Source organism: Aeromonas sp. FDAARGOS 1415 (assembly GCF_019048365.1).
Classification (GTDB): domain Bacteria; phylum Pseudomonadota; class Gammaproteobacteria; order Enterobacterales; family Aeromonadaceae; genus Aeromonas; species Aeromonas taiwanensis.
The window spans coordinates 1,173,462-1,192,500 of record NZ_CP077363.1 but is presented as its reverse complement, the minus strand read 5'-3'; the positions used below and the strand labels follow the sequence as shown (position 1 = coordinate 1,192,500).

14 protein-coding genes, 1 tRNA gene and 3 rRNA genes (1 of these 18 running past the window's edge) are annotated in these 19,039 nt (G+C 62.6%); 13 read left to right on the top strand and 5 right to left on the bottom strand.

Going from position 1 to position 19,039, the window contains the following annotated elements; all coding sequences use genetic code 11:
• The 11 genes from I6L45_RS05745 to I6L45_RS05695 form a co-directional block, all read left to right on the top strand.
• A 23S ribosomal RNA gene (locus I6L45_RS05745) occupies nt 1-814 on the top strand (it extends 2,075 nt beyond the left edge of the window).
• 123 nt (nt 815-937) lie between these two features.
• A 5S ribosomal RNA gene (gene rrf / locus I6L45_RS05740) occupies nt 938-1,052 on the top strand.
• Between the two features lie 47 nt (nt 1,053-1,099).
• Nucleotides 1,100-1,175 (top strand) — tRNA-Thr (locus I6L45_RS05735).
• 31 nt (nt 1,176-1,206) lie between these two features.
• A 5S ribosomal RNA gene (gene rrf / locus I6L45_RS05730) occupies nt 1,207-1,321 on the top strand.
• 160 nt (nt 1,322-1,481) lie between these two features.
• On the top strand, nt 1,482-2,447 hold the full coding sequence (gene ebgR, locus I6L45_RS05725; protein ID WP_210549901.1) for a transcriptional regulator EbgR: 966 nt from the start codon (nt 1,482-1,484) through the stop codon (nt 2,445-2,447).
• Nucleotides 2,448-2,768: 321 nt separating this feature from the next.
• The gene (gene ebgA, locus I6L45_RS05720) at nt 2,769-5,843 is read left to right on the top strand and encodes a beta-galactosidase subunit alpha (protein WP_216983667.1); all 3,075 of its coding nucleotides are present in this window, start codon (nt 2,769-2,771) and stop codon (nt 5,841-5,843) included.
• Nucleotides 5,840-6,295: a beta-galactosidase subunit beta gene (locus I6L45_RS05715; RefSeq protein ID WP_216983666.1), complete on the top strand. Its 456-nt coding sequence runs from the start codon at nt 5,840-5,842 to the stop codon at nt 6,293-6,295. The genes ebgA and I6L45_RS05715 overlap by 4 nt, the downstream gene beginning before the upstream one ends.
• Nucleotides 6,296-6,401: 106 nt before the next feature.
• Nucleotides 6,402-7,847, top strand: a complete 1,446-nt coding sequence (locus I6L45_RS05710; protein ID WP_216983665.1) for an amino acid permease — start codon at nt 6,402-6,404, stop codon at nt 7,845-7,847.
• Between the two features lie 76 nt (nt 7,848-7,923).
• The gene (locus I6L45_RS05705) at nt 7,924-8,262 is read left to right on the top strand and encodes a tRNA-binding protein (RefSeq protein WP_026080427.1); all 339 of its coding nucleotides are present in this window, start codon (nt 7,924-7,926) and stop codon (nt 8,260-8,262) included.
• 166 nt (nt 8,263-8,428) lie between these two features.
• Complete coding sequence (locus tag I6L45_RS05700; RefSeq protein ID WP_216983664.1) at nt 8,429-9,868, top strand: amino acid permease; 1,440 nt, start codon at nt 8,429-8,431, stop codon at nt 9,866-9,868.
• 211 nt (nt 9,869-10,079) lie between these two features.
• Nucleotides 10,080-11,051 carry a bile acid:sodium symporter family protein gene (locus I6L45_RS05695; RefSeq protein ID WP_216983663.1) on the top strand — a complete coding sequence of 324 codons (972 nt, stop codon included), beginning with the start codon at nt 10,080-10,082 and terminating at the stop codon, nt 11,049-11,051.
• Nucleotides 11,052-11,109: 58 nt separating this feature from the next.
• Here I6L45_RS05695 and ovoA read toward each other — a convergent pair whose 3' ends face one another.
• Entirely contained in the window at nt 11,110-13,260 is a 2,151-nt protein-coding gene (gene ovoA / locus I6L45_RS05690; protein ID WP_216983662.1) for a 5-histidylcysteine sulfoxide synthase, read from the bottom strand.
• Between the two features lie 325 nt (nt 13,261-13,585).
• Between ovoA and I6L45_RS05685 the strand changes: the two genes are divergently transcribed.
• A complete protein-coding gene (locus tag I6L45_RS05685) occupies nt 13,586-14,308 on the top strand; it encodes a head GIN domain-containing protein (protein WP_216983661.1) in 723 nt (240 codons plus the stop codon).
• A 75-nt stretch (nt 14,309-14,383) separates the two neighbouring features.
• On the opposite strand, the gene I6L45_RS05680 is transcribed toward I6L45_RS05685, so the two are convergent.
• From I6L45_RS05680 to I6L45_RS05670, 3 genes are all read right to left on the bottom strand, one after another.
• On the bottom strand, nt 14,384-14,890 hold the full coding sequence (locus I6L45_RS05680; protein ID WP_216983660.1) for a DinB family protein: 507 nt from the start codon (nt 14,888-14,890) through the stop codon (nt 14,384-14,386).
• 64 nt (nt 14,891-14,954) lie between these two features.
• Nucleotides 14,955-15,809, bottom strand: a complete 855-nt coding sequence (gene fghA, locus I6L45_RS05675; RefSeq protein WP_216983659.1) for an S-formylglutathione hydrolase — start codon at nt 15,807-15,809, stop codon at nt 14,955-14,957.
• 51 nt (nt 15,810-15,860) lie between these two features.
• Entirely contained in the window at nt 15,861-16,988 is a 1,128-nt protein-coding gene (locus I6L45_RS05670; protein WP_010672469.1) for an S-(hydroxymethyl)glutathione dehydrogenase/class III alcohol dehydrogenase, read from the bottom strand.
• Nucleotides 16,989-17,106: 118 nt separating this feature from the next.
• Between I6L45_RS05670 and I6L45_RS05665 the strand changes: the two genes are divergently transcribed.
• Nucleotides 17,107-18,012 (top strand): LysR substrate-binding domain-containing protein, encoded by a 906-nt coding sequence (locus tag I6L45_RS05665; protein WP_216983658.1) that lies wholly within the window; start codon nt 17,107-17,109, stop codon nt 18,010-18,012.
• 59 nt (nt 18,013-18,071) lie between these two features.
• On the opposite strand, the gene I6L45_RS05660 is transcribed toward I6L45_RS05665, so the two are convergent.
• Nucleotides 18,072-19,037, bottom strand: a complete 966-nt coding sequence (locus I6L45_RS05660; protein ID WP_134697209.1) for an ABC transporter permease — start codon at nt 19,035-19,037, stop codon at nt 18,072-18,074.
• Nucleotides 19,038-19,039 lie beyond the last annotated feature (2 nt).

Below are 19,039 nucleotides of genomic sequence, written 5' to 3'. Positions count from 1 at the left end.
TGAACATTGAACCTACATGTGTAGGATAGGTGGGAGGCTTTGAAGGCGTGACGCCAGTTGCGCTGGAGCCGTCCTTGAAATACCACCCTTGTATGTTTGATGTTCTAACGCAGGGCCCTGAATCGGGCTCGCGGACAGTGCCTGGTGGGTAGTTTGACTGGGGCGGTCTCCTCCCAAAGAGTAACGGAGGAGCACGAAGGTTGGCTAATCCTGGTCGGACATCAGGAGGTTAGTGCAATGGCATAAGCCAGCTTAACTGCGAGACGGACAGGTCGAGCAGGTACGAAAGTAGGTCATAGTGATCCGGTGGTTCTGAATGGAAGGGCCATCGCTCAACGGATAAAAGGTACTCCGGGGATAACAGGCTGATACCGCCCAAGAGTTCATATCGACGGCGGTGTTTGGCACCTCGATGTCGGCTCATCACATCCTGGGGCTGAAGTCGGTCCCAAGGGTATGGCTGTTCGCCATTTAAAGTGGTACGCGAGCTGGGTTCAGAACGTCGTGAGACAGTTCGGTCCCTATCTGCCGTGGGCGTTGGATGATTGAAGGGAGTTGCTCCTAGTACGAGAGGACCGGAGTGAACGAACCTCTGGTGTTCGGGTTGTCACGCCAGTGGCACTGCCCGGTAGCTAAGTTCGGAATCGATAACCGCTGAAAGCATCTAAGCGGGAAGCGAGCCCTGAGATGAGTCATCCCTGACCCCTTGAGGGTCCTAAAGGGCCGTTGGAGACCACAACGTTGATAGGTGGGGTGTGTAAGCGCGGCGACGTGTTGAGCTAACCCATACTAATTACCCGTGAGGCTTAACCATACAACACCCAAGAAGTGTTCAGAGGCTTGTAGCAAATAGAACGAACTACTCAAATTCAGTGATAGCGACACAGCACACTAGCTAAGTTGTTATTCACGTCAGCTTTCTGGATTGAAGATTTTGCCTGGCGGCAATAGCGCAGTGGAACCACCTGACCCCATGCCGAACTCAGAAGTGAAACGCTGTAGCGCCGATGGTAGTGTGGCATTCGCCATGCGAGAGTAGGACACTGCCAGGCACCCATTTCAAGATTGCGCGCTGAGCGTGGTCTTTACCGGTTAGTGTGCTGATATGGCTCAGTCGGTAGAGCGCATCCTTGGTAAGGATGAGGTCCCCAGTTCGATTCTGGGTATCAGCACCATTTTTAAGTAAGCAGCTTTAAACGCTTTTTGCCTGACGGCATTAGCGCCGTGGAACCACCTGAACCCATGCCGAACTCAGAAGTGAAACGCGGTAGCGCCGATGGTAGTGTGGCATTCGCCATGCGAGAGTAGGACACTGTCAGGCACCTATTCAGAAGAGGCCTCCCATTCGGGAGGCCTTTTTGCGTTTCTGCCATCACCCTCTCTTCTGGCGGTTTTTTAGTAAAAACGCTGGGCTATCAAGGAATTGCTCGTTACTCTTTAGCCGTTGCCGATTAACACGTGATGCTGCCAGCGAGGTATTGATGGCTACGTTGAAGGAAATTGCACAGGAGGCGGGCGTCTCGCTCGCGACCGTATCCAGGGTGCTGAACGAGGATCCCAGCCTGAGCGTCAAGGAAGAAACCAGACAGCGGATCTTCGAGATTGCCGAGCGTCTGGAGTACAAGACCAGCAGTGCCCGCAAAGGGGTACATAAGAGCAAGCTGCATTTCCTGGCGGTCTATGCCTACCCGCAGAGTACCGAGGTCAACGACCCCTATTACCTCGCCATCCGCTACGGCATCGAGAGCCAGTGTGCCCGCCTCAATATCGAGTTGACCCACTGCTACAGCGGTGCGGAAGGGCGTGAGCTCTCCGCCGTCGACGGCATCCTGGTCATCGGGCATCTGCCCGAGGAACGTCTCGCCGCGCTTCACTCCCTTTCTGCCCAGCTGGTGTTCGTCGATTGCCGCTCCCGGGGGGAGTTCGACTCGGTCGACGTGGATCTGGCGCTCATCAGCCAGCAGGTGGTGGATTTCTTCATCGCCCAGGGCCATCAGCGCATCGGTTATATCGGTGGCCAGGACGATGGGCCCGATCTGCGGGAGCTTGCGTTTCTCGACTACGGGCAGCGGCTGGGGGTGGTGCAGGAGCAGGATCTCTATCGCGGGGACTTCTCCAGTGCCTCCGGCTACACGCTGGCGAAGGAGATGCTGGCCGGGGACTGGCCCAGGGCGCTGTTCGTTGCCTCTGACTCCATCGCCATCGGCGTGCTGCGTGCCATCCACGAGAAGGGGCTGGCTATTCCCCAGCAGATCGAGCTTATCAGCGTCAACGATATCCCTACCGCCAAGTTCACCTTCCCGCCGCTCTCCACGGTGCGGATCCACTCCGAGTTGATGGGCTCCCAGGGGGTCAATCTGCTGGTTGAAAGGCTGCGTGACGAGCGGGATATCCCTCTGCGGGTGCTGGTACCGAGCAAATTGACCCTGCGTGGCACCACTCGATAGTTTTAGTAAAATTAAATGGATTTTAGCCGCACCATCTTGCAGTGGTGCGGCAGCTCTTCCTGGTAAATCTCTTTCCCATCAGTAGCCAACGAAAAAGTATCATATTGTTATATATCGAATTAATTGTCAGTAAACCTGTGCTCGTCAACATCCATGCCAGCCCTCTCTGCTCCGCCCTCTTTTATCCTCCGCTTCTGATCTCGCTCACAAAACCATCCAGCCATTGTGATCAGCTTAAAACTTTACCGATTCAAAACTGATATTTAGTAAATGTTTATCTAGAGTTTACCCAGTTAACGTTGCCTTGTTCCGGGAGGACATGTGAATAACTGGGAAAACGTCCAATTTGTTGGTGAAAACAGGCTGGCCCCGCGCGCCTACTTCTTCTCTTATGCCGACCACGGGCTGGCGGTCACCATGCAGCGGGAGCTGAGCCGCCGTTTTCTGAGCCTTAGCGGCCAGTGGCAGTTCCACTACTTCGACCACCCCCTGCAGGTGCCGGAGGCCTTCTATCACACCCCCATGAACGAGTGGGGCCAGATCGCCGTGCCCAACATGTGGCAGATGGAAGGGCATGGCCAGCTGCAGTACACCGACGAGGGTTTTCCCTTCCCCATCGACGTGCCCTTCGTGCCGACCAACAACCCCACCGGCGCCTATCAGCGCAGCTTCACGCTGAGCCCGGCCTGGGACGGTGAGCAGGTGATCATCAAGTTTGACGGGGTGGAGACCTACTTCGAGGTCTATGTGAACGGCCACTACGTCGGCTTCAGCAAGGGCAGTCGCCTCACCGCCGAGTTCGACATCAGCGCCTATGCCAACACTGGCGATAACCTGCTCTCGGTGCGGGTGATGCAGTGGGCGGACTCCACTTATATCGAAGATCAGGACATGTGGTGGATGGCAGGGATCTTCCGCGACGTCTATCTGGTGGGCAAACCGGCCGCCCATGTGCAGGACTTCTTCATTCGCACCGCGCTGGCGGATGACGATCAAAGCGCTACCCTGAGCTGCGATATCCAGCTGGAGAATCTGGGGGCGGCTGCCCGTGATCACCGCCTGGTCTGGTCGCTGCTGGATCAGGGCAGCGAGATCGCCAGCGGCTCGCTCGACCATCTTGTCATCGACGGCAAGTGTGATTGCCGCTTCACGCTGGATCTGGCCAACCCCCATCTGTGGAGCGCCGAAGATCCTTACCTCTATCAGCTGCACCTCTCCCTCTACAACGGTCAGGGGGATCTGCTGGAAGTGATCCCGCATCGGGTCGGGGTGCGTGAAATCAAGGTCAAGGACGGCCTCTTCTACGTCAACGGCCACTACCTCAAGCTGCACGGGGTGAACCGCCACGACAACGACCACCTCAAGAGCCGCGCGGTCGGTATGGATCGGGTGGAGCGCGACATCGTGCTGATGAAGCAGCACAACCTCAACTCGGTGCGTACCGCCCACTACCCGAACGACCCGCGCTTCTACGAGCTGTGCGACCAGTACGGCCTGTTCGTGATGGCGGAGACCGACGTGGAGACCCACGGTTTTGCCAACGTCGGCGATCTCAGCCGCATCACCGACGACCCTTTCTGGGAGCCGGTGTTCGTGGATCGCATCGAGCGCCACGTGCACGCCCAGAAGAACCACCCCTCCATCATCATCTGGTCGCTCGGCAACGAGTCCGGCTACGGCTGCAACATCACGGCCATGTACCGGCGCTGCAAGGGGATCGACCCGACCCGGCTGGTGCACTACGAAGAGGATCGCGATACCGAGGTGGTGGATGTGGTCAGTACCATGTATTCCCGCGTCTCCCAGATGAACTGCTTCGGCGAGTTCCCTATGCCTAAGCCGCGCATCCTCTGCGAATACGCCCACGCCATGGGCAACGGTCCGGGTGGCCTCAGCGAATATCAGCAGGTGTTCGACCGTCATCCCCACATTCAGGGTCACTACATCTGGGAGTGGTGCGATCACGGCATTCTGGATCAGGACGAACAGGGCCGCCCTGTCTACAAGTACGGCGGCGACTTCGGCGACTACCCCAACAACTACAACTTCTGCATGGATGGCCTCATCTATCCGGATCAGACTCCGGGGCCTGGCCTGCGCGAATACAAGCAGGTGATCTGCCCGGTCAAGGTGCGCGCGCTGGATCTGGCGAGCGGCAAGCTGGCGGTGGAAAACCGCTACTGGTTCTCCAATCTCGACGACATCCGTCTGCTGGTCGAAGTTAAGGCCGAAGGTGAACTGCTGGCCAGCCAGCAAATCCGGCTGGAAGGGATTGCTCCCGGTGCCACCGCAGAGCTGCAGCTCGAACTGCCATCCCTCGATGGGCGGGAGACCTTCGTCCAGCTGCGGGTCATCAAGGCCAGCGCTACCCGCTACAGTGCGGCGGAGCACGAGCTGGGCCAGTACCAGTTCCAGCTCAAAGAGTCGACCCGTCAGCTGCAACCCTTTGCCAACCCCAACGCCACGGCATTGCAGATTGCCGATGAGCGGCTCGATCTAACCCTGAGTGGCAGCGGCTTTGCCCTGCGTTTCTCGCGCCTCGATGGCAAGCTGGTGAGCTGGCAGCAAGACGGTGTCGAGCTGATCGAACGGGCGCCGCGCCTCACCTTCTTCAAGCCGATGATCGACAACCACAAGCAGGAGTACGAGAGCCTGTGGCACCCGAACCACCTGCAGATCATGCAGGAGCACTTCCGTACTCTGAGCTGGCGTCAGCTCGGTGACGCGGTCGAGGTGACGGTGGAAAGCCTGATCGCGCCGCCGGTGTTCGACTTCGGCATGCGCTGCCGCTACGTCTACACCCTGAGCCCGAACGGCCAGCTGCACGTGGCCCTTTCCGGTCAGCCCTACGGTGGTTATGACGACATCATTCCCAAGATCGGTTTCGAGCTGGGTATTCGCCAGGATCTCGACCGGGTGCACTACTACGGCATGGGCCCGGGCGAGAACTATCTGGACAGCCGCCAGAGCAACTGGATCGACTGCTTCCAGAGCACGGTGGGCGAGATGTGGGAGCACTACCCCTTCCCGCAGGACAACGGCAACCGTCAGCAGGTGCGCTGGGCAACCCTGACCAACCGTCACGGCGCCGGTCTCTACGTGCGGCCCGATGCCCCCATCAACCTGAGCGTCTGGCCCTACAGCTGGGAGCACATCCACGCGGCGCAGCACATCAACGAGCTGGAACCGAGTGGCTATCTCACTCTCAACCTGGATCACAAGGTGCTGGGGCTCGGTTCCAACTCCTGGGGCTCCGAGGTGCTGGACTCCTGGCGGGTGCGCTTCGAGCCGTTCAGCTTCGGCCTGACCCTGCTGCCCATTGCCCGTGGCAACCTCAATCCGGCTGCGCTGGCCGGGCTCGATCTCACCATCAACGGCGGGAGGAACCTCGCATGATCACCCTGGACAACCTGACCCTGTTCAAAAACATCTACCGGGAGGGCAAGAAGTGGGGCCGTTGCGTGGAGGCCATCAACAACGTTGGCAACCTCAAGCCGGGGATCTGCCACTCCATCGGTGACTCCCTCACCTACCGCTTGCAGGAGGGGGCCAGCCCGGCCACCTCATTGTTCGAGGGGCAACGTCGTTACTTCGACGTCCACTACTACCTGGAAGGGGAGGAGACGGTGGAGTGGGCTGCCAAGAATGAGCTGCGGGTCGAACAGGCTTACGACGACACCACAGACCGCGAGTGGCTGGCCGGCGAGGTGCAGGAGCGCCAGAAAGTCGGCAACGGCCAGGTGGTGATCTTCGAGAACGATGAGGCCTATCGCTTCGCAGGCGACGGCCCGGTGCGCAAGGTGATCATCAAGGTCACCGTCGAAGGCGGCTACTTCAAAAACAAATAACAAGCCGCTGATTTTGTACTGATAAAAAGCCGGAAGGCGCGGGGCTCACCCTACAGCTCAGGCCCCGCCCTTTCGCAGACAACTACTACAGGTCTGGAGATGCACCATGTCTGATTCCAAACGGAATACGATAGGCAAGTTCGGTCTGCTGTCGCTCACCTTTGCGGCGGTATTCAGTTTCAACAACGTCATCAACAACAACATCGAGATCGGTCTGGCGTCAGCCCCGATGTTCTTTCTGGCCACCATTTTTTACTTCATTCCGTTTTGCCTGATCATTGCGGAATTTGTGTCACTGAATAAGAACTCCGAAGCGGGGGTTTATGCCTGGGTGAAGAGCTCCCTTGGCGGTCGCTGGGCCTTCATCTCCGCCTACACCTACTGGTTCGTGAACCTCTTCTTCTTCACATCTTTGCTGCCGAGGGTCATCGCCTACGCCTCTTACGCCTTCCTGGGTTACGAGTACATCCTCACCCCGCTGGCCACCACTTTCTTAAGCATGATCCTGTTCGCCTTCGCCACCTATGTCTCTACCAACGGCGCCAAGATGCTGGGCCCCATCACCTCGGTGACCTCGTCCCTGATGCTGCTGCTGACTCTCTCCTACATTCTGCTGGCGGGTGCGGCCCTGATCGGCGGCGTGCAGCCGGCCGACCCCATCACGGTGGAAGCCATGGTTCCCGATTTCAGCTGGGCCTTCCTGGGTATTACTACCTGGATCTTTATGGCGGCCGGTGGCGCCGAGTCGGTGGCGGTCTACGTCAACGACGTCAAGGGCGGCTCCAAATCCTTTGTGAAGGTGATCATCGTCGCCGGCATCTTCATCGGCGTGCTCTACTCCATCGCCTCCCTGCTGATCAACGTCTTCGTGCCGAGCGGCACCCTGAAATACACCGGCGGCTCGGTGCAGGTGTTCGAGGGGCTGGCCTCCTACTTCGGTCTGCCTGAAGTCCTGGTGAACCGCTTCGTGGGTCTGGTCTCCTTCACCGCCATGTTCGGCTCCCTGCTGATGTGGACTGCCACTCCGGTAAAGATCTTCTTCTCCGAGATCCCGGCCGGCATCTTCGGCAAGAAGACCGTCGAGCTGAACGAGAACGGCGTGCCCGCCCGGGCGGCCTGGATCCAGTACCTCATCGTGCTGCCGCTGATGGTGATCCCGACCCTGGGCTCCAACACAGCACAGGATCTGATGAACACCGTCATCAACATGACCGCCGCCGCCTCCATGTTGCCGCCGCTGTTCATCATGCTGGCCTACCTGAATCTGCGGCTGAAGCTCGATCACCTGCCGCGGGAGTTCAAGATGGGGTCGCGCACCACCGGCATCGCCGTGGTGTCGGTGTTGATCGCCATCTTCTCGGTGGGCTTCCTCGCCTCCACCTTCCCCACCGGCGCCGACATCATGACCATCATCTTCTACAACGTCGGCGGGATCGTGATTTTCCTCGGTTTTGCCTGGTGGAAATACAACAGATACGAGGCCTCCCTCAGCGCCGAGGCGCGCGCGAAAGAGGCCCAGCCGGCGGCGCAGGTCGCCATGCAGGCGCCATAGGCACTGCATTGAATCCCAATCAGACCGGGTGGCCGTTGGCCACCCGCAAACCATTGAGCCAGATAAGGAGAAGAGCATGAGCGAGACGATCGAGTTTGCCGAATTCAAGCGGGTCGAGATGAAGGTGGGCAAGGTGCTGGAGGTGGTGCGCCACCCCGGGGCCGACAAACTCTACATCGTCCAGATCGACGTGGGGGGCGAGCGACCGCTGCAGACCGTCACCAGTCTGGTGCCTTACTACAGCGAAGAGGAGCTGATGGGCAGCGAGGTGGTGGTGCTGACCAACCTCAAGCCCACCCGAATGCGCGGTGAGCGCTCCGAGTGCATGTTGCTCTGCGCCGAGACCCCGGACGAGAGCCAGAGCGTGCTGTTGCAGCCGCGGGTGCCGATGGCACCGGGCACTCCGATCGTCTGACTGGTTTTGCGAGCCGGTGCGGGAGACTGCACCGGTTCACCAACGAGGCCGCCCAAGCGGCCCGATCATAACAAGAGAGTAAAGCGCAGGGCCGACAGACCCTTGCCAAACACATCACAGAGTCACAGCGTTACCCGCAGGGAGCGCGAGTCCATTGGAGGACACCATGTCTGAATCCGTACGCGACACCATAGGCAAGTTTGCCCTGTTGTCGATGACCTTTGCCGCCGTGTTCAACGTGCGCAACATCGTCAACAACAACATCGAGCTGGGGCTCAGCTCCGCCCCCATCTTCCTGCTGGCGACCATCGTCTACTTCATCCCGTTCGTCTTCATCATCGCCGAGTTCGTCTCGGCGAACAAAAACTCCGAGTCTGGGATGTACGACTGGCTGAAAAAGCCGCTCGGCACCCGGATGGCCTATCTGGGTTCGTTCCTCTACTGGTTCGTGAACCTGTTCTGGTTCGTCTCATTGCTGCCCAACGTCATCGCCTACGCCTCTTACGCCATGCTGGGGTACGAGTACAGCTTCTCCCCCATGGTCACCTCGATCATCTCCATCGTGCTGTTTGCGGCGGCGACCCACATCTCCACCAAGGGGGCGAGCTGGCTCGGCAAGATTGCCGAGATCGTGGCCTACGGGGTGTTTGCCCTGTTCGCCATCTATGTGCTGGGTGCCCTGATGGCCCTCGGCGGCGATCACGTGCCGGCCCAGCCGATTACGCTGGAGGCCATGACCCCCACCGTCAACTGGGCGACGCTCGGCATCATGTGCTGGATCTTCCAGGCGGCGGGCGGTGCCGAGACGGCAGCGGCCTACCTCAATGACGTGAAGGGGGGCCAGAAATCCTTCATCAAGGTGATCATCAGTGCCGGCGTCGTCATCGGTGCCATGTATGCGGTCGGTTCCCTGCTGGTGAACGTGTTCGTACCGCGCGAGAGCCTCACCTATGCCGGCGGCATGGTGGAGATCTTCACCGGCATGGCCCAGTACTTCCAGCTGTCGGAGGCGCTGGTGGGCCGCTTCGTCGGCGTGGTGCTGTTCATCGCCATGTTCGGCTCCATGATGATGTGGACCTCGGCGCCGGTGAAGATCCACTTCTCCGAGATCCCGCAAGGGGTTTACGGCGAGAAGACCACCCAGCTCAACGAGCACGGCGTGCCGGTGCGCGCCGCCTGGTGGCAGTTTGCTTTCGTGTTCGTGATGCTGGTGGTCAACGGCTTCGGCTCGGAATCGGTGCAGCAGATGATGAACACCGCCATCAATCTCACCGCAGGGACTGCCATGTTGCCGCCGATCTTCATCATGGTGGCCTACTTCGTGTTCCGCTGGAAACATGACGACACTCCCCGCGAGTTCCGCATGGGGTCGCGCAAATTCGGCATGGCGGTGGTGTCGGTGCTGATCGCCATCTTCGTGGTGAGCATGAGTGCCTCCGCCTTCCCGGCGGGGGTCGATCTGGTGCGCGCCTTCTTCATCAACGTCTTCATGACGGCGGTCTTCTCGGCGCTGGCCTACTGGTGGATCTCCCGCTTCGAGAAGCGGCAGGCCCGCAGGCTGGCCGGTGGAGCGAACGACGGCGGCACGCTGGCCAAGCAGAGTTGAGACACAAGGCTGGCCGGATCCGGTGGCCAGCCGGGCTTGCTTAATTTCCGGCAGATAAAGGGGGGGCGCTCAACTTTGCGCCTCCCGCTTATCGGGGTAAGCTGGGGATTCGTTTCAACAGGAGCTGTGCCACAGCTCCTGTTGTGTTTCCTGTCGTCCCCGATCACCGGCCCCGCGCGGGGACGGGATCTGCTTTCACCGGAGACCGCTCGTGCGTCTGGATCCCTTTACCTCTGTACTGATTGTGGTGGTCGCGCTGGCCTCCTTCTTCCCCTGCGAGGGGCAGGTGGCCGTCTGGTTCGGTCTGCTGACCAAGCTGGCGGTGGCGCTGCTGTTCTTCATGCATGGTGCCAAGCTGTCGCGCCAGAACCTGCTGGCGGGCCTCGGCCACTGGCGGCTGCACCTGGTGGTGATGGCCAGCACCTTCGTGCTGTTTCCGCTGCTGGGGCTGCTGCTCACGCCCCTGGTGCCCCACTGGCTGAGCCCGGCCATCTACCTCGGCTTCCTTTATCTCTGCGCCTTGCCCGCCACCGTGCAGTCGGCCATCGCCTTCACCTCCATGGCCGGCGGCAATGTGTCGGCGGCGGTGTGCAGCGCCTCGGCCTCCAGCATCCTCGGTATCTTCCTCTCGCCTGTGCTGGTGGGGCTGATGATCAATGTACAGGGGGAGGGGGTCGATACCTGGCACTCCATTCAGGCCATCATGGTGCAGCTGATGCTGCCGTTCGTGGTGGGCCATCTGTCGCGCCCGCTCATCGGCCGCTGGGTCGACAGTCACCGGCCGCTCATCGGCAAGCTGGATCAGAGCTCCATCCTGCTGGTGGTCTATGTGGCCTTCAGCGAGGCGGTGGTGCAGGGGATTTGGCACCAGGTCGGCTGGTACGATCTCGCCAGTATCGTGCTGCTGAGCTGTGTGCTGCTGGCACTGGTGCTGGGCTGGAACGTCTGGATCAGCCGTCGCCTCGGTTTTGGCAAGGCGGACGAGATCACCATCGTCTTCTGCGGCTCCAAGAAGAGCCTGGCCAACGGGGTGCCCATGGCCAACGTCATGTTCCCGGCTGCCAGCGTCGGGGTCATGGTGCTGCCCCTGATGATCTTCCACCAGATCCAGCTGATGGTGTGCGCCGTGCTGGCCCGTCGCTACCGCGAGCAGGAGACGGTGCCCCAGGTGCAGCAGGGGTAAGACGTCCGGATAAAGAAGAGGGAGGCCAGTGGGCCTCCCTCTTTCGTTTGCCGCCTCGTCAGCGTCTGCGCCAGACGGTGAGCTGGGCCACCGTGTGCTGGTACTTGCGGGCGGTCTCGCGGATGACGAAGGGGACGTCCCTCGGGGGCATGTATTCCTCGAACTCCTCCGCCAGCAGCCGCTGCAGCGCCTGATAGGTGCCGAGGGCCTCGCCATTTTCCCGGATGCCGCCGAGCCAGTTGGCCCTGGGGGTGTAGTCGGTCAGCCAGGTGTAGGGACTGGTGAGCACCAGCAGGCCGCCGCTGCGAAGGCGCGGAGCAATGTCCCGCAGGAAGCGGGCGGGTTCCCGCAGCCGGTCGATGAGGTTGGAGGCGAGCACCAGATCGTAGTCCGCATACTTGGGCTTGAGGTTGCAGGCATCCCCCTGGCTGAAGTGGACGCGATCGGCCTGCTCGCGGCCGAGCTCATGGCGGGAGAGCCGCGCCTCGCAATACTCCACCAGCTCCCCTTCCACCGGCACCGCGTAGCGGAAGCTGTCCTGGCTGGCGAGCGCCAGCGCCACGTCGATGAAGCGGGCCGAGTAGTCGACCCCGTCCACGTGGGCGAAGTGGCGGGCCAGTTCGAAGCTGGCGCGGCCGGTGGCGCAGCCGATGTCGAGCGCCCGCTCATGGCGGCCGCAGAGCTCGCTGGCAAGACCGGCCAGAGCCTCGGCGTAGTTGGCGACCCCGAAGTGGCTCGGACCGTACTGGAAGTCGAGATACTGGGCGACCAGGGTGTCGGTTTCATAAGGGTTCACGATGACGGGCTCCTGATGGCGTGAGACCAGGTAGCGGAAGCCCGCGTGCTGGAAGAAGTGGCGACGGAAGGCGTAGCGGGAGGATTTGAGTGCCTCGTTGCCGGTGCTGATCCAGCTCCCGCCCTTGATGAGGGTGTGCTTGCCGTCGAAGGTGGGGGTGGAGAAGTCGTCGTAGAGGGGATGCACCTTGAACCCCTCGAAGCCGTCGATGGCGGTGCTGGTCCACTGCCAGACGTTGCCCACCAGATCGAAGAAGCTGCCCTGGGGGCAGGCATCCACCGGACAGGAGGAGGCGAAGCGGGCCAGGTTGATGTTGCCGGGCGCCTCGATCCAATCCGGCTGATCGCCGGCCAGTTGCTCCCGCAGCAGCATCCACTCCGCCTCGCTCGGCAGCTGGATGGGCAGGCCGGTCTGATCCGCCTTCCAGCGGCAGAAGGCGGCGGCCTCCAGCTGGTTCACCTCCACCGGCCAGTCCCAGGGCATGGGGACCTGCTCGGTCATCAGCCGCAGTTGCAGTTGCTCGGGCTCGGCGGGGTTGCCGACCCAGAAGGTGGGCATGCGCGCCCTGGCATACTGGCGCCAGCCCCAGCCTTCGTCATCCCACCAGGCCCGGGTCTCGTAACCGCCGGCCTGCACGAAGTCGAAAAATTCTGCGTTGCTCACCAGCATGCGGCTGGCCTGGAAGGGGGCCAGTTCGATATGGCGCTCGCCATATTCGTTGTCCCAGCCGTAGGTGGCGTCCTGCTTGCCGAGCCGCACCCGGCCAACGGCCACCGGCAGCAGGCTGTTGGCGGGCACTTCGTCACGGCGATGGCGCGCCTCGGGGCAGACCGGCCACTGGGGCTGGCTGCGCACCCAGGCGAGCGGCAGCTGGCGGATCAGCACGCTGGAGGTCTCGAGATGGATGCGCTCGTGCTCTATCCCCATCAGGATGACCCAGGCCGGGCTTTGCCAGCCGATGGGCAGTTCGATCGGCATCTTCTCGATGAAGTCGACCACCAGGGCGCGCACCCGGCCGCGATAGGCGCGCAGCTCGCTGACGGAGGGCCAGTCGTAATGGGTCTCGTCCAGATCGTCCCAGCTCATCTCGTCCACCCCGATGGCGACCATGGCCTCGATGCGGGGATCGAGGCGCCCTTCGATGAGGCGGGCCGCCAACAGTTTGTTGACGAAGAAGGCGGCGGTGTGGCCGTAGTAGAAGATGAGCGGGTGGCGCAGGGGGATCGCCTTGTTGAACCAGGCGCGCTCGTCGGCCAGGCACTCGAACAGGGAGTCATAGAGATCAAACGTCTGGCAGAAGTAGGCGAGCAGCTCGCGGCGCTTGTGCTCGGGATCCGTGCCGGTCAACAGCGGGGTTCGTGTGGGGGCGGGCAGGCCCTCTGGGGTGACGAAGGGGTGGCTGGCTTGGGTCACGCTCTGACTCCTTGTTGGTATGCATCGATGGAGTGCTCTATACGCACCAGGTATCACTATTGGCTCAACAGACCGGCGCGACAACAAAAAACTGTCGATCTCTGCCGCCATGGCGGGGGGCCGCCGGGGGAACGCCTCCCCGTCCGGGCATGGCCAGTTTTGCCAACATATGGTCTAAATGGCACCTTACAGCCTGATGACATGACCAGGTAAAATAGAAAAGAGCATATAAATCATATAATTGAGATTATGGCACAGGGATTGCCATCATCTGGTCCGAACGAGAACCATTGGGCCGAAACCGGCCATCAACAGGGAGAGAGACATGAAGTGGATTCTGGGGGCGATGCTGGCTCTGGGGCTGGGGGGCTGCAATCAGCTGGATGATACCCTGGTGAGGGGGAGTGGCCCCGTCATCGAGCAGCACCATGGCCTGGGCCTGCAGGTGACCCGGGTGGAGGCGGCAGTGCCGGCCAGCATCCACCTGAAGGCGGGGGAGCAGAGGGGCATAGTGATCCGTGGGCAGGAGGATCTGCTGCCCTATCTGGTGCTGACGGAGCGGGACGATACCCTGGAGATGAAGGTGAGGGATGGCTACCGGTTCGAGCTCTCCGAGCCCATCGACATCGACATCACCCTGCCCCGGGTGGAGGCGCTGGCCCTGGCGGGCCTGGCTCGCGGCGACCTGAGCGGCTTCAAGGGGAATGAGCTGGTGCTGTCGGTGGCGGGCCTGGGCGACATCGTCGCCGACCGGCTGGAGGTAAACCGGCTGGAGGGCAACGTGGCCGGGGCGGGCAGCCTGGCTCTGGGGCAAGGCTCGGCCAGGGAGATCGAGCTGAACGTGGCCGGTGCCGGCGGCGTCTCGGGCGAGGGGTTCGAAGGCAGGGAGGTGGAGGTCAACATCGCGGGCAGCGGCGACGTCAAGGTGCGGGCCAGCGGGCAGCTGAAGATCGGCATCGCCGGTGCCGGCTCGGTCGGTTACTGGGGCGATCCCGCCCTGACCAGCGAGATCGCGGGCTCCGGCCGGGTGAGCCGGCTGGGGGGCTGAGTCGCCCGCCCTATCCTGATAAAGACGCAGGCCCGGCAGGGCCTGTTTTGTTATCCGCGGGTGTTGGGCCTTGTCTCAGGCGAGGGGCAGGGCGAGGCGATGATCCGCATTCAGGCGCATCAGCAGCCACTGCATGCCGGCGAGGTGCTGGTGGTCGTGGCTGACGAGCAGGCGAACCAGGCCATCCAGGGTCACCTCCCCATAGTTGCCGTAGCGTGCCCGACGCTGCCAGGCGTCGGACGGCACCGTCTTCAGCCATTCGACGGTCTGCAGGCGGGCGGTGCGAAAGCGCGCCAGCTGCACGGCGGGAGCCTGCTGCCGGTACAGGTTGTCCTGCGCCAGCTGATAGCCATCGAGGGAGGCCAGTTCGGGCAGGCTCTCCGCCAGGGTGCGGCGAAAGCGCACCTGATAGCCCAGAGTTTCGATGTCCAGCAGGTGGCAGAGGTGCCCCCGGGCGCTGAAACGCTCGGAGGGGATCCCGGCCCAGTTGGCGGGCTCCCAGTCCAGGTACTCGTCGGGCACCTGGGCAAGCAGTCCCTCGAACTGATCCGGCATGGCCAGCAATGTGGTGAATAGAGGCATCCTTGTTTCTCGTTCCTTGTGTCTCGGGGCGGCCAGCATGGTGGCCGCCACCAGGTCTGGCCCCTTACTTCTGGGCCGCGTCGCCCAGATGGCGGGCGTGGAAGCGAAGGTGCGCCTCGATGAAGCTCGCCACGAAGTAGTAGCTGTGGTCGTAGCCGGGGTGACGGTTGAGCTCGAGGGGCCAGCCCTTGGTGCCGGCCACCTCGGCCAGGGTATCGATGCCGAGCTGTTCGGTCAGGAAGGGGTCGTCCAGCCCCACGTCCACCAGGGTCGGCAGGGGCGGGCTGTCGTGATGGCGCAGCAGCTGGCAGGCATCCCACTCCTGCCACAGCAAGGGGTTGTTGCCGAGGTAGGCTCCGAGCGCCTTCTGGCCCCAGGGGCAGCGGCTCGGGTGGCTGATGGGGCTGAAGGCCGACACCGAACGGTAGCGACCGGGTTCGCGCAGGGCGGCGATGAGGGCACCGTGGCCCCCCATGGAGTGGCCGCTGATGGCGCGTTTCGTCGAGACCGGGAAGTGGGTCTCGATGAGATCGGGCAGCTCCCGGGTGACGTAGTCGTACATCTGGTAGTGGTCGCGCCAGGGATGCTGGGTGGCGTTGACGTAGAAGCCGGCCCCCATGCCAAGGTCATAGCCGGGATCGTCTGCCACTCCCTCGCCGCGGGGGCTGGTGTCCGGTGCCACCAGGGCGATGCCGAGCTCGGCGGCGATGCGCTGGGCCCCGGCCTTCTGCATGAAGTTCTCGTCGGTGCAGGTGAGGCCGGAGAGCCAGTAGAGCACGGGCACCTTCTGGCCGGTGAGGGCCCGGGGTGGCAGGTAGATGGCGAAACGCATCTCGCAATCGAGCGCGGTGGAGCGGTGGCGATACTGCTTGTGCCAGCCGTCGAAGCTCTTGTTGCTGCTGATGATGTCCAGATTCATCGAAGGACTCCTCGCCCCGCCTATTCATCGATGGGCGGGGCTCTCATGGGATCAGTAGTGGATAACGGTGCGGATGCTCTTGCCTTCGTGCATCAGATCGAACGCCTCGTTGATCTGCTCGAGGGGCATGGTGTGGGTGATGAAGTCGTCCAGTTTGAACTCACCCTGCATGTAGCGCTGCACGTAGCTCGGCAGCTCGCTGCGACCGCGCACGCCCCCGAAGGCGCTGCCGCGCCACACCCGGCCGGTGACCAGCTGGAACGGACGGGTGCTGATCTCCTGGCCCGCACCGGCCACGCCGATGATGACGGATTCGCCCCAGCCCTTGTGGCAGCACTCCAGCGCCGCGCGCATCACCTTGACGTTGCCGATGCACTCGAAGGAGAAGTCGACGCCGCCGTCGGTCATCTCGACGATCACCTCCTGGATGGGCTTGTCGAACGTGTTCGGGTTGATGCAGTCGGTGGCACCCAGCTTGCGGGCCAGCTCGAACTTGCTCTCGTTGATGTCGATGGCGATGATGCGGCCGGCCTTGGCGAGGCGCGCGCCTATGATGGCGGAGAGGCCGATACCCCCCAGCCCGAAGATGGCGACGCTCTCACCCTCCTTGACCTTGGCGGTGTTCATCACGGCGCCGATGCCGGTGGTGACGCCGCAGCCCAGCAGGCAGACCTCTTCCAGGGGGGCGGCCGGATCCACCTTGGCGATGGAGATCTCCGGCAGCACAGTGTATTCGCTGAAGGTGGAGGTGCCCATGTAGTGATAGATGGGCTGGCCATCCTTGGAGAAGCGGGTGGTGCCGTCCGGCATCAGCCCCTTGCCCTGGGTGGCGCGGATCTTCTGGCACAGGTTGGTCTTGCCGGACTTGCAGAACTTGCACTCGCCGCACTCGGGGGTGTAGAGCGGGATCACGTGATCGCCCACCTTGACGCTGGTGACGCCCTCGCCGACGGATTCGACGATGCCGCCCCCTTCGTGGCCCAGGATGCAGGGGAAGACCCCTTCCGGATCTTCGCCGGACAGGGTGAAGGCATCGGTGTGGCAGACGCCGGTGGCGACGATCCGCACCCGCACTTCACCGGCCTGGGGCGGCATGACCTCGACCTCTTCGATGGAGAGGGGCTGGCCTGGTCCCCAGGCGATGGCGGCCTTACACTTGATGCTTTGAACCTGTGCCATGAATGACGTCCTCGTAGTGGTTGGATGAACGGAAATGAGTTCGGAGATCCAGTGTAGTTTCCCGCCGATTTGGTGATAATAAGGTGAAATCTGAAATCACTTTTACACACAGGTAATAATGTTCGGTTGGGAAGGGGTCTGTGAATTTGTCAGCGTGGCGGAGCAGGGGGGCTTTACCCCGGCCGCACGCAAGCTCGGGGTCTCGGTGGCCCAGGTGAGCCGCCAGGTGGCGCAGCTGGAAGACAGGCTGCAGGCCAAGTTGCTGCTGCGCACCACCCGCCAGGTGCGGCTCACCGAGCTCGGGGAGATCTATTTTCGCCACTGCCGCCAGCTGCTCGACAACCTCTACGAGGCGGAGCTGGCGGTGGGGCGTCATCAAGCGGTGCCGCAGGGCACCCTGCGCATCACGGCCCCCGTCTCCTACGGCGAGAGCCGCATCGCCCCCCTGGTGAACGACTTCATGGTGCGCTTCCCCCAGCTGGAGGTGACCCTCAACCTCACCAACCAGCTGCTGGATCTGGTGCACGAGGGCTACGATCTGGCGCTGCGACTGGGCCACCTCAAGGACTCCAGCCTGGTGGCGCGCAAGCTGGCGCAGCGGGTGCCCTATGTGTGCGCCTCCCCGGCTTACACCGCCCGCCACGGCATGCCCAACAGCCTCTCCGAACTTGCCCGTCACACCTGTCTGGTGGGCAACAGCGACGAGTGGCACTTCACCCTGGATGGCCGCCCCCACAGCGTGCGGGTCCACGGCCTGCTGCAGTGCAACAGCGGTCACGCCCTGCTGGATGCGGCCCTCAAGGGGATCGGCATCATCCAGCTGCCGGACTACTACGTCAGCGACCACTTGGCCCGGGGGGAGCTTATCGAGCTGCTGCCGGAGCTGCGGGCGCCGGCGGAGGGGATCTGGGCCCTCTATCCCCACAACCGCCACCTCTCCCCCAAGGTGCGGCTGCTGGTGGACTACCTGGCCGAGCGCCTTAGCGACCCCCATCAGCCCGCCCTGGTGCGGCCGGTTGGTTGAGCGTTCAAAAAGAAAAGGCCCGCACAAGCGGGCCTTTTTGCATGGCATGAAGGACGGGGCTATTCCCGCTCCTTGACGTAGGGAGTGCCGAGGGCCTTGGGTGCCACCGCCTTGCCGATGAAACCGGCGAGCAGGAAGACCGTCAGGATGTAGGGCAGCGCCTCGATGGCCTGCACCGGGATCGGGAAGTCGCCGATGCTGACCCCTTGCAGCCGGATGGCGACCGCATCGAGGAAGCCGAACAGCAGGCAGGCCGCCATGGCGTTCCAGGGGCGCCACTTGCCGAACACCAGGGCCGCCAGGGCCATGAAGCCCTTGCCCGCGCTCATGTTGGGGATGAACTGGGCGGTCTGGGCCACCGCCAGATAGGTGCCCCCGATGCCGGCCAGCAGGCCGCCGATGATGAGCGCCGTGTAGCGCATGCGCACCACGGAGATACCGGCGGTGTCCACCGCTGCCGGGGCCTCGCCCACCGCCCGCAGGCGCAGGCCGAAACGGGTGCGAAACAGCACCCACCAGGCCAGGGGCACGGCGGCGAACGCCACGTACTCCAGCAGGGAGTGACCGCTCAGGAGCTCGCTGTAGAGCTGGCCGATGACGGGCACGTCATAGAGCTCCTTGGCGTAGGGCAGGTCGATGGGAGCGAAGCGGGCATCACCGGAGAGCGCCGGCGTCTGGCCGCCCTGATCGAACCAGTAACGTCCCAGGGTGACGGTCAGGCCGGCTGCCAGGATGTTGATGGCCATGCCGCTCACCACCTGATCCCCCCGGTGGGTGATGGTGGCGAAGCCGTGCATCAGGGCGAACAGGATGGAGACGCCCACCCCGACCCCCAGCCCAATCCAGGCGGAGCCGGTGACGGCCGCCGCAGCCGCGCTCGCGAAGGCAGCTGCCAGCAGCTTGCCCTCCAGGGCGATGTTGACCACCCCGGAGCGCTCGCAGAACATCCCCGCCATGGCGGCCAGGATCAGCGGCGGTGCGGTACGAATGGTGGCATCCAGCATCAATATCAGCGTTTCGAACATGG

What these genes read in the sequence shown, in the direction of transcription:
- ebgR (WP_210549901.1), top strand. Translation starts at nt 1,482, where the DNA reads ATGGCTACGTTGAAGGAAATTGCACAGGAGGCGGGCGTCTCGCTCGCG.
- I6L45_RS05715 (WP_216983666.1), top strand. Translation starts at nt 5,840, where the DNA reads ATGATCACCCTGGACAACCTGACCCTGTTCAAAAACATCTACCGGGAG.
- I6L45_RS05710 (WP_216983665.1), top strand. Translation starts at nt 6,402, where the DNA reads ATGTCTGATTCCAAACGGAATACGATAGGCAAGTTCGGTCTGCTGTCG.
- I6L45_RS05705 (WP_026080427.1), top strand. Translation starts at nt 7,924, where the DNA reads ATGAGCGAGACGATCGAGTTTGCCGAATTCAAGCGGGTCGAGATGAAG.
- I6L45_RS05700 (WP_216983664.1), top strand. Translation starts at nt 8,429, where the DNA reads ATGTCTGAATCCGTACGCGACACCATAGGCAAGTTTGCCCTGTTGTCG.
- I6L45_RS05685 (WP_216983661.1), top strand. Translation starts at nt 13,586, where the DNA reads ATGAAGTGGATTCTGGGGGCGATGCTGGCTCTGGGGCTGGGGGGCTGC.
- I6L45_RS05680 (WP_216983660.1), bottom strand. Translation starts at nt 14,890, where the DNA reads ATGCCTCTATTCACCACATTGCTGGCCATGCCGGATCAGTTCGAGGGA.
- fghA (WP_216983659.1), bottom strand. Translation starts at nt 15,809, where the DNA reads ATGAATCTGGACATCATCAGCAGCAACAAGAGCTTCGACGGCTGGCAC.
- I6L45_RS05670 (WP_010672469.1), bottom strand. Translation starts at nt 16,988, where the DNA reads ATGGCACAGGTTCAAAGCATCAAGTGTAAGGCCGCCATCGCCTGGGGA.
- I6L45_RS05665 (WP_216983658.1), top strand. Translation starts at nt 17,107, where the DNA reads ATGTTCGGTTGGGAAGGGGTCTGTGAATTTGTCAGCGTGGCGGAGCAG.
- I6L45_RS05660 (WP_134697209.1), bottom strand. Translation starts at nt 19,037, where the DNA reads ATGTTCGAAACGCTGATATTGATGCTGGATGCCACCATTCGTACCGCA.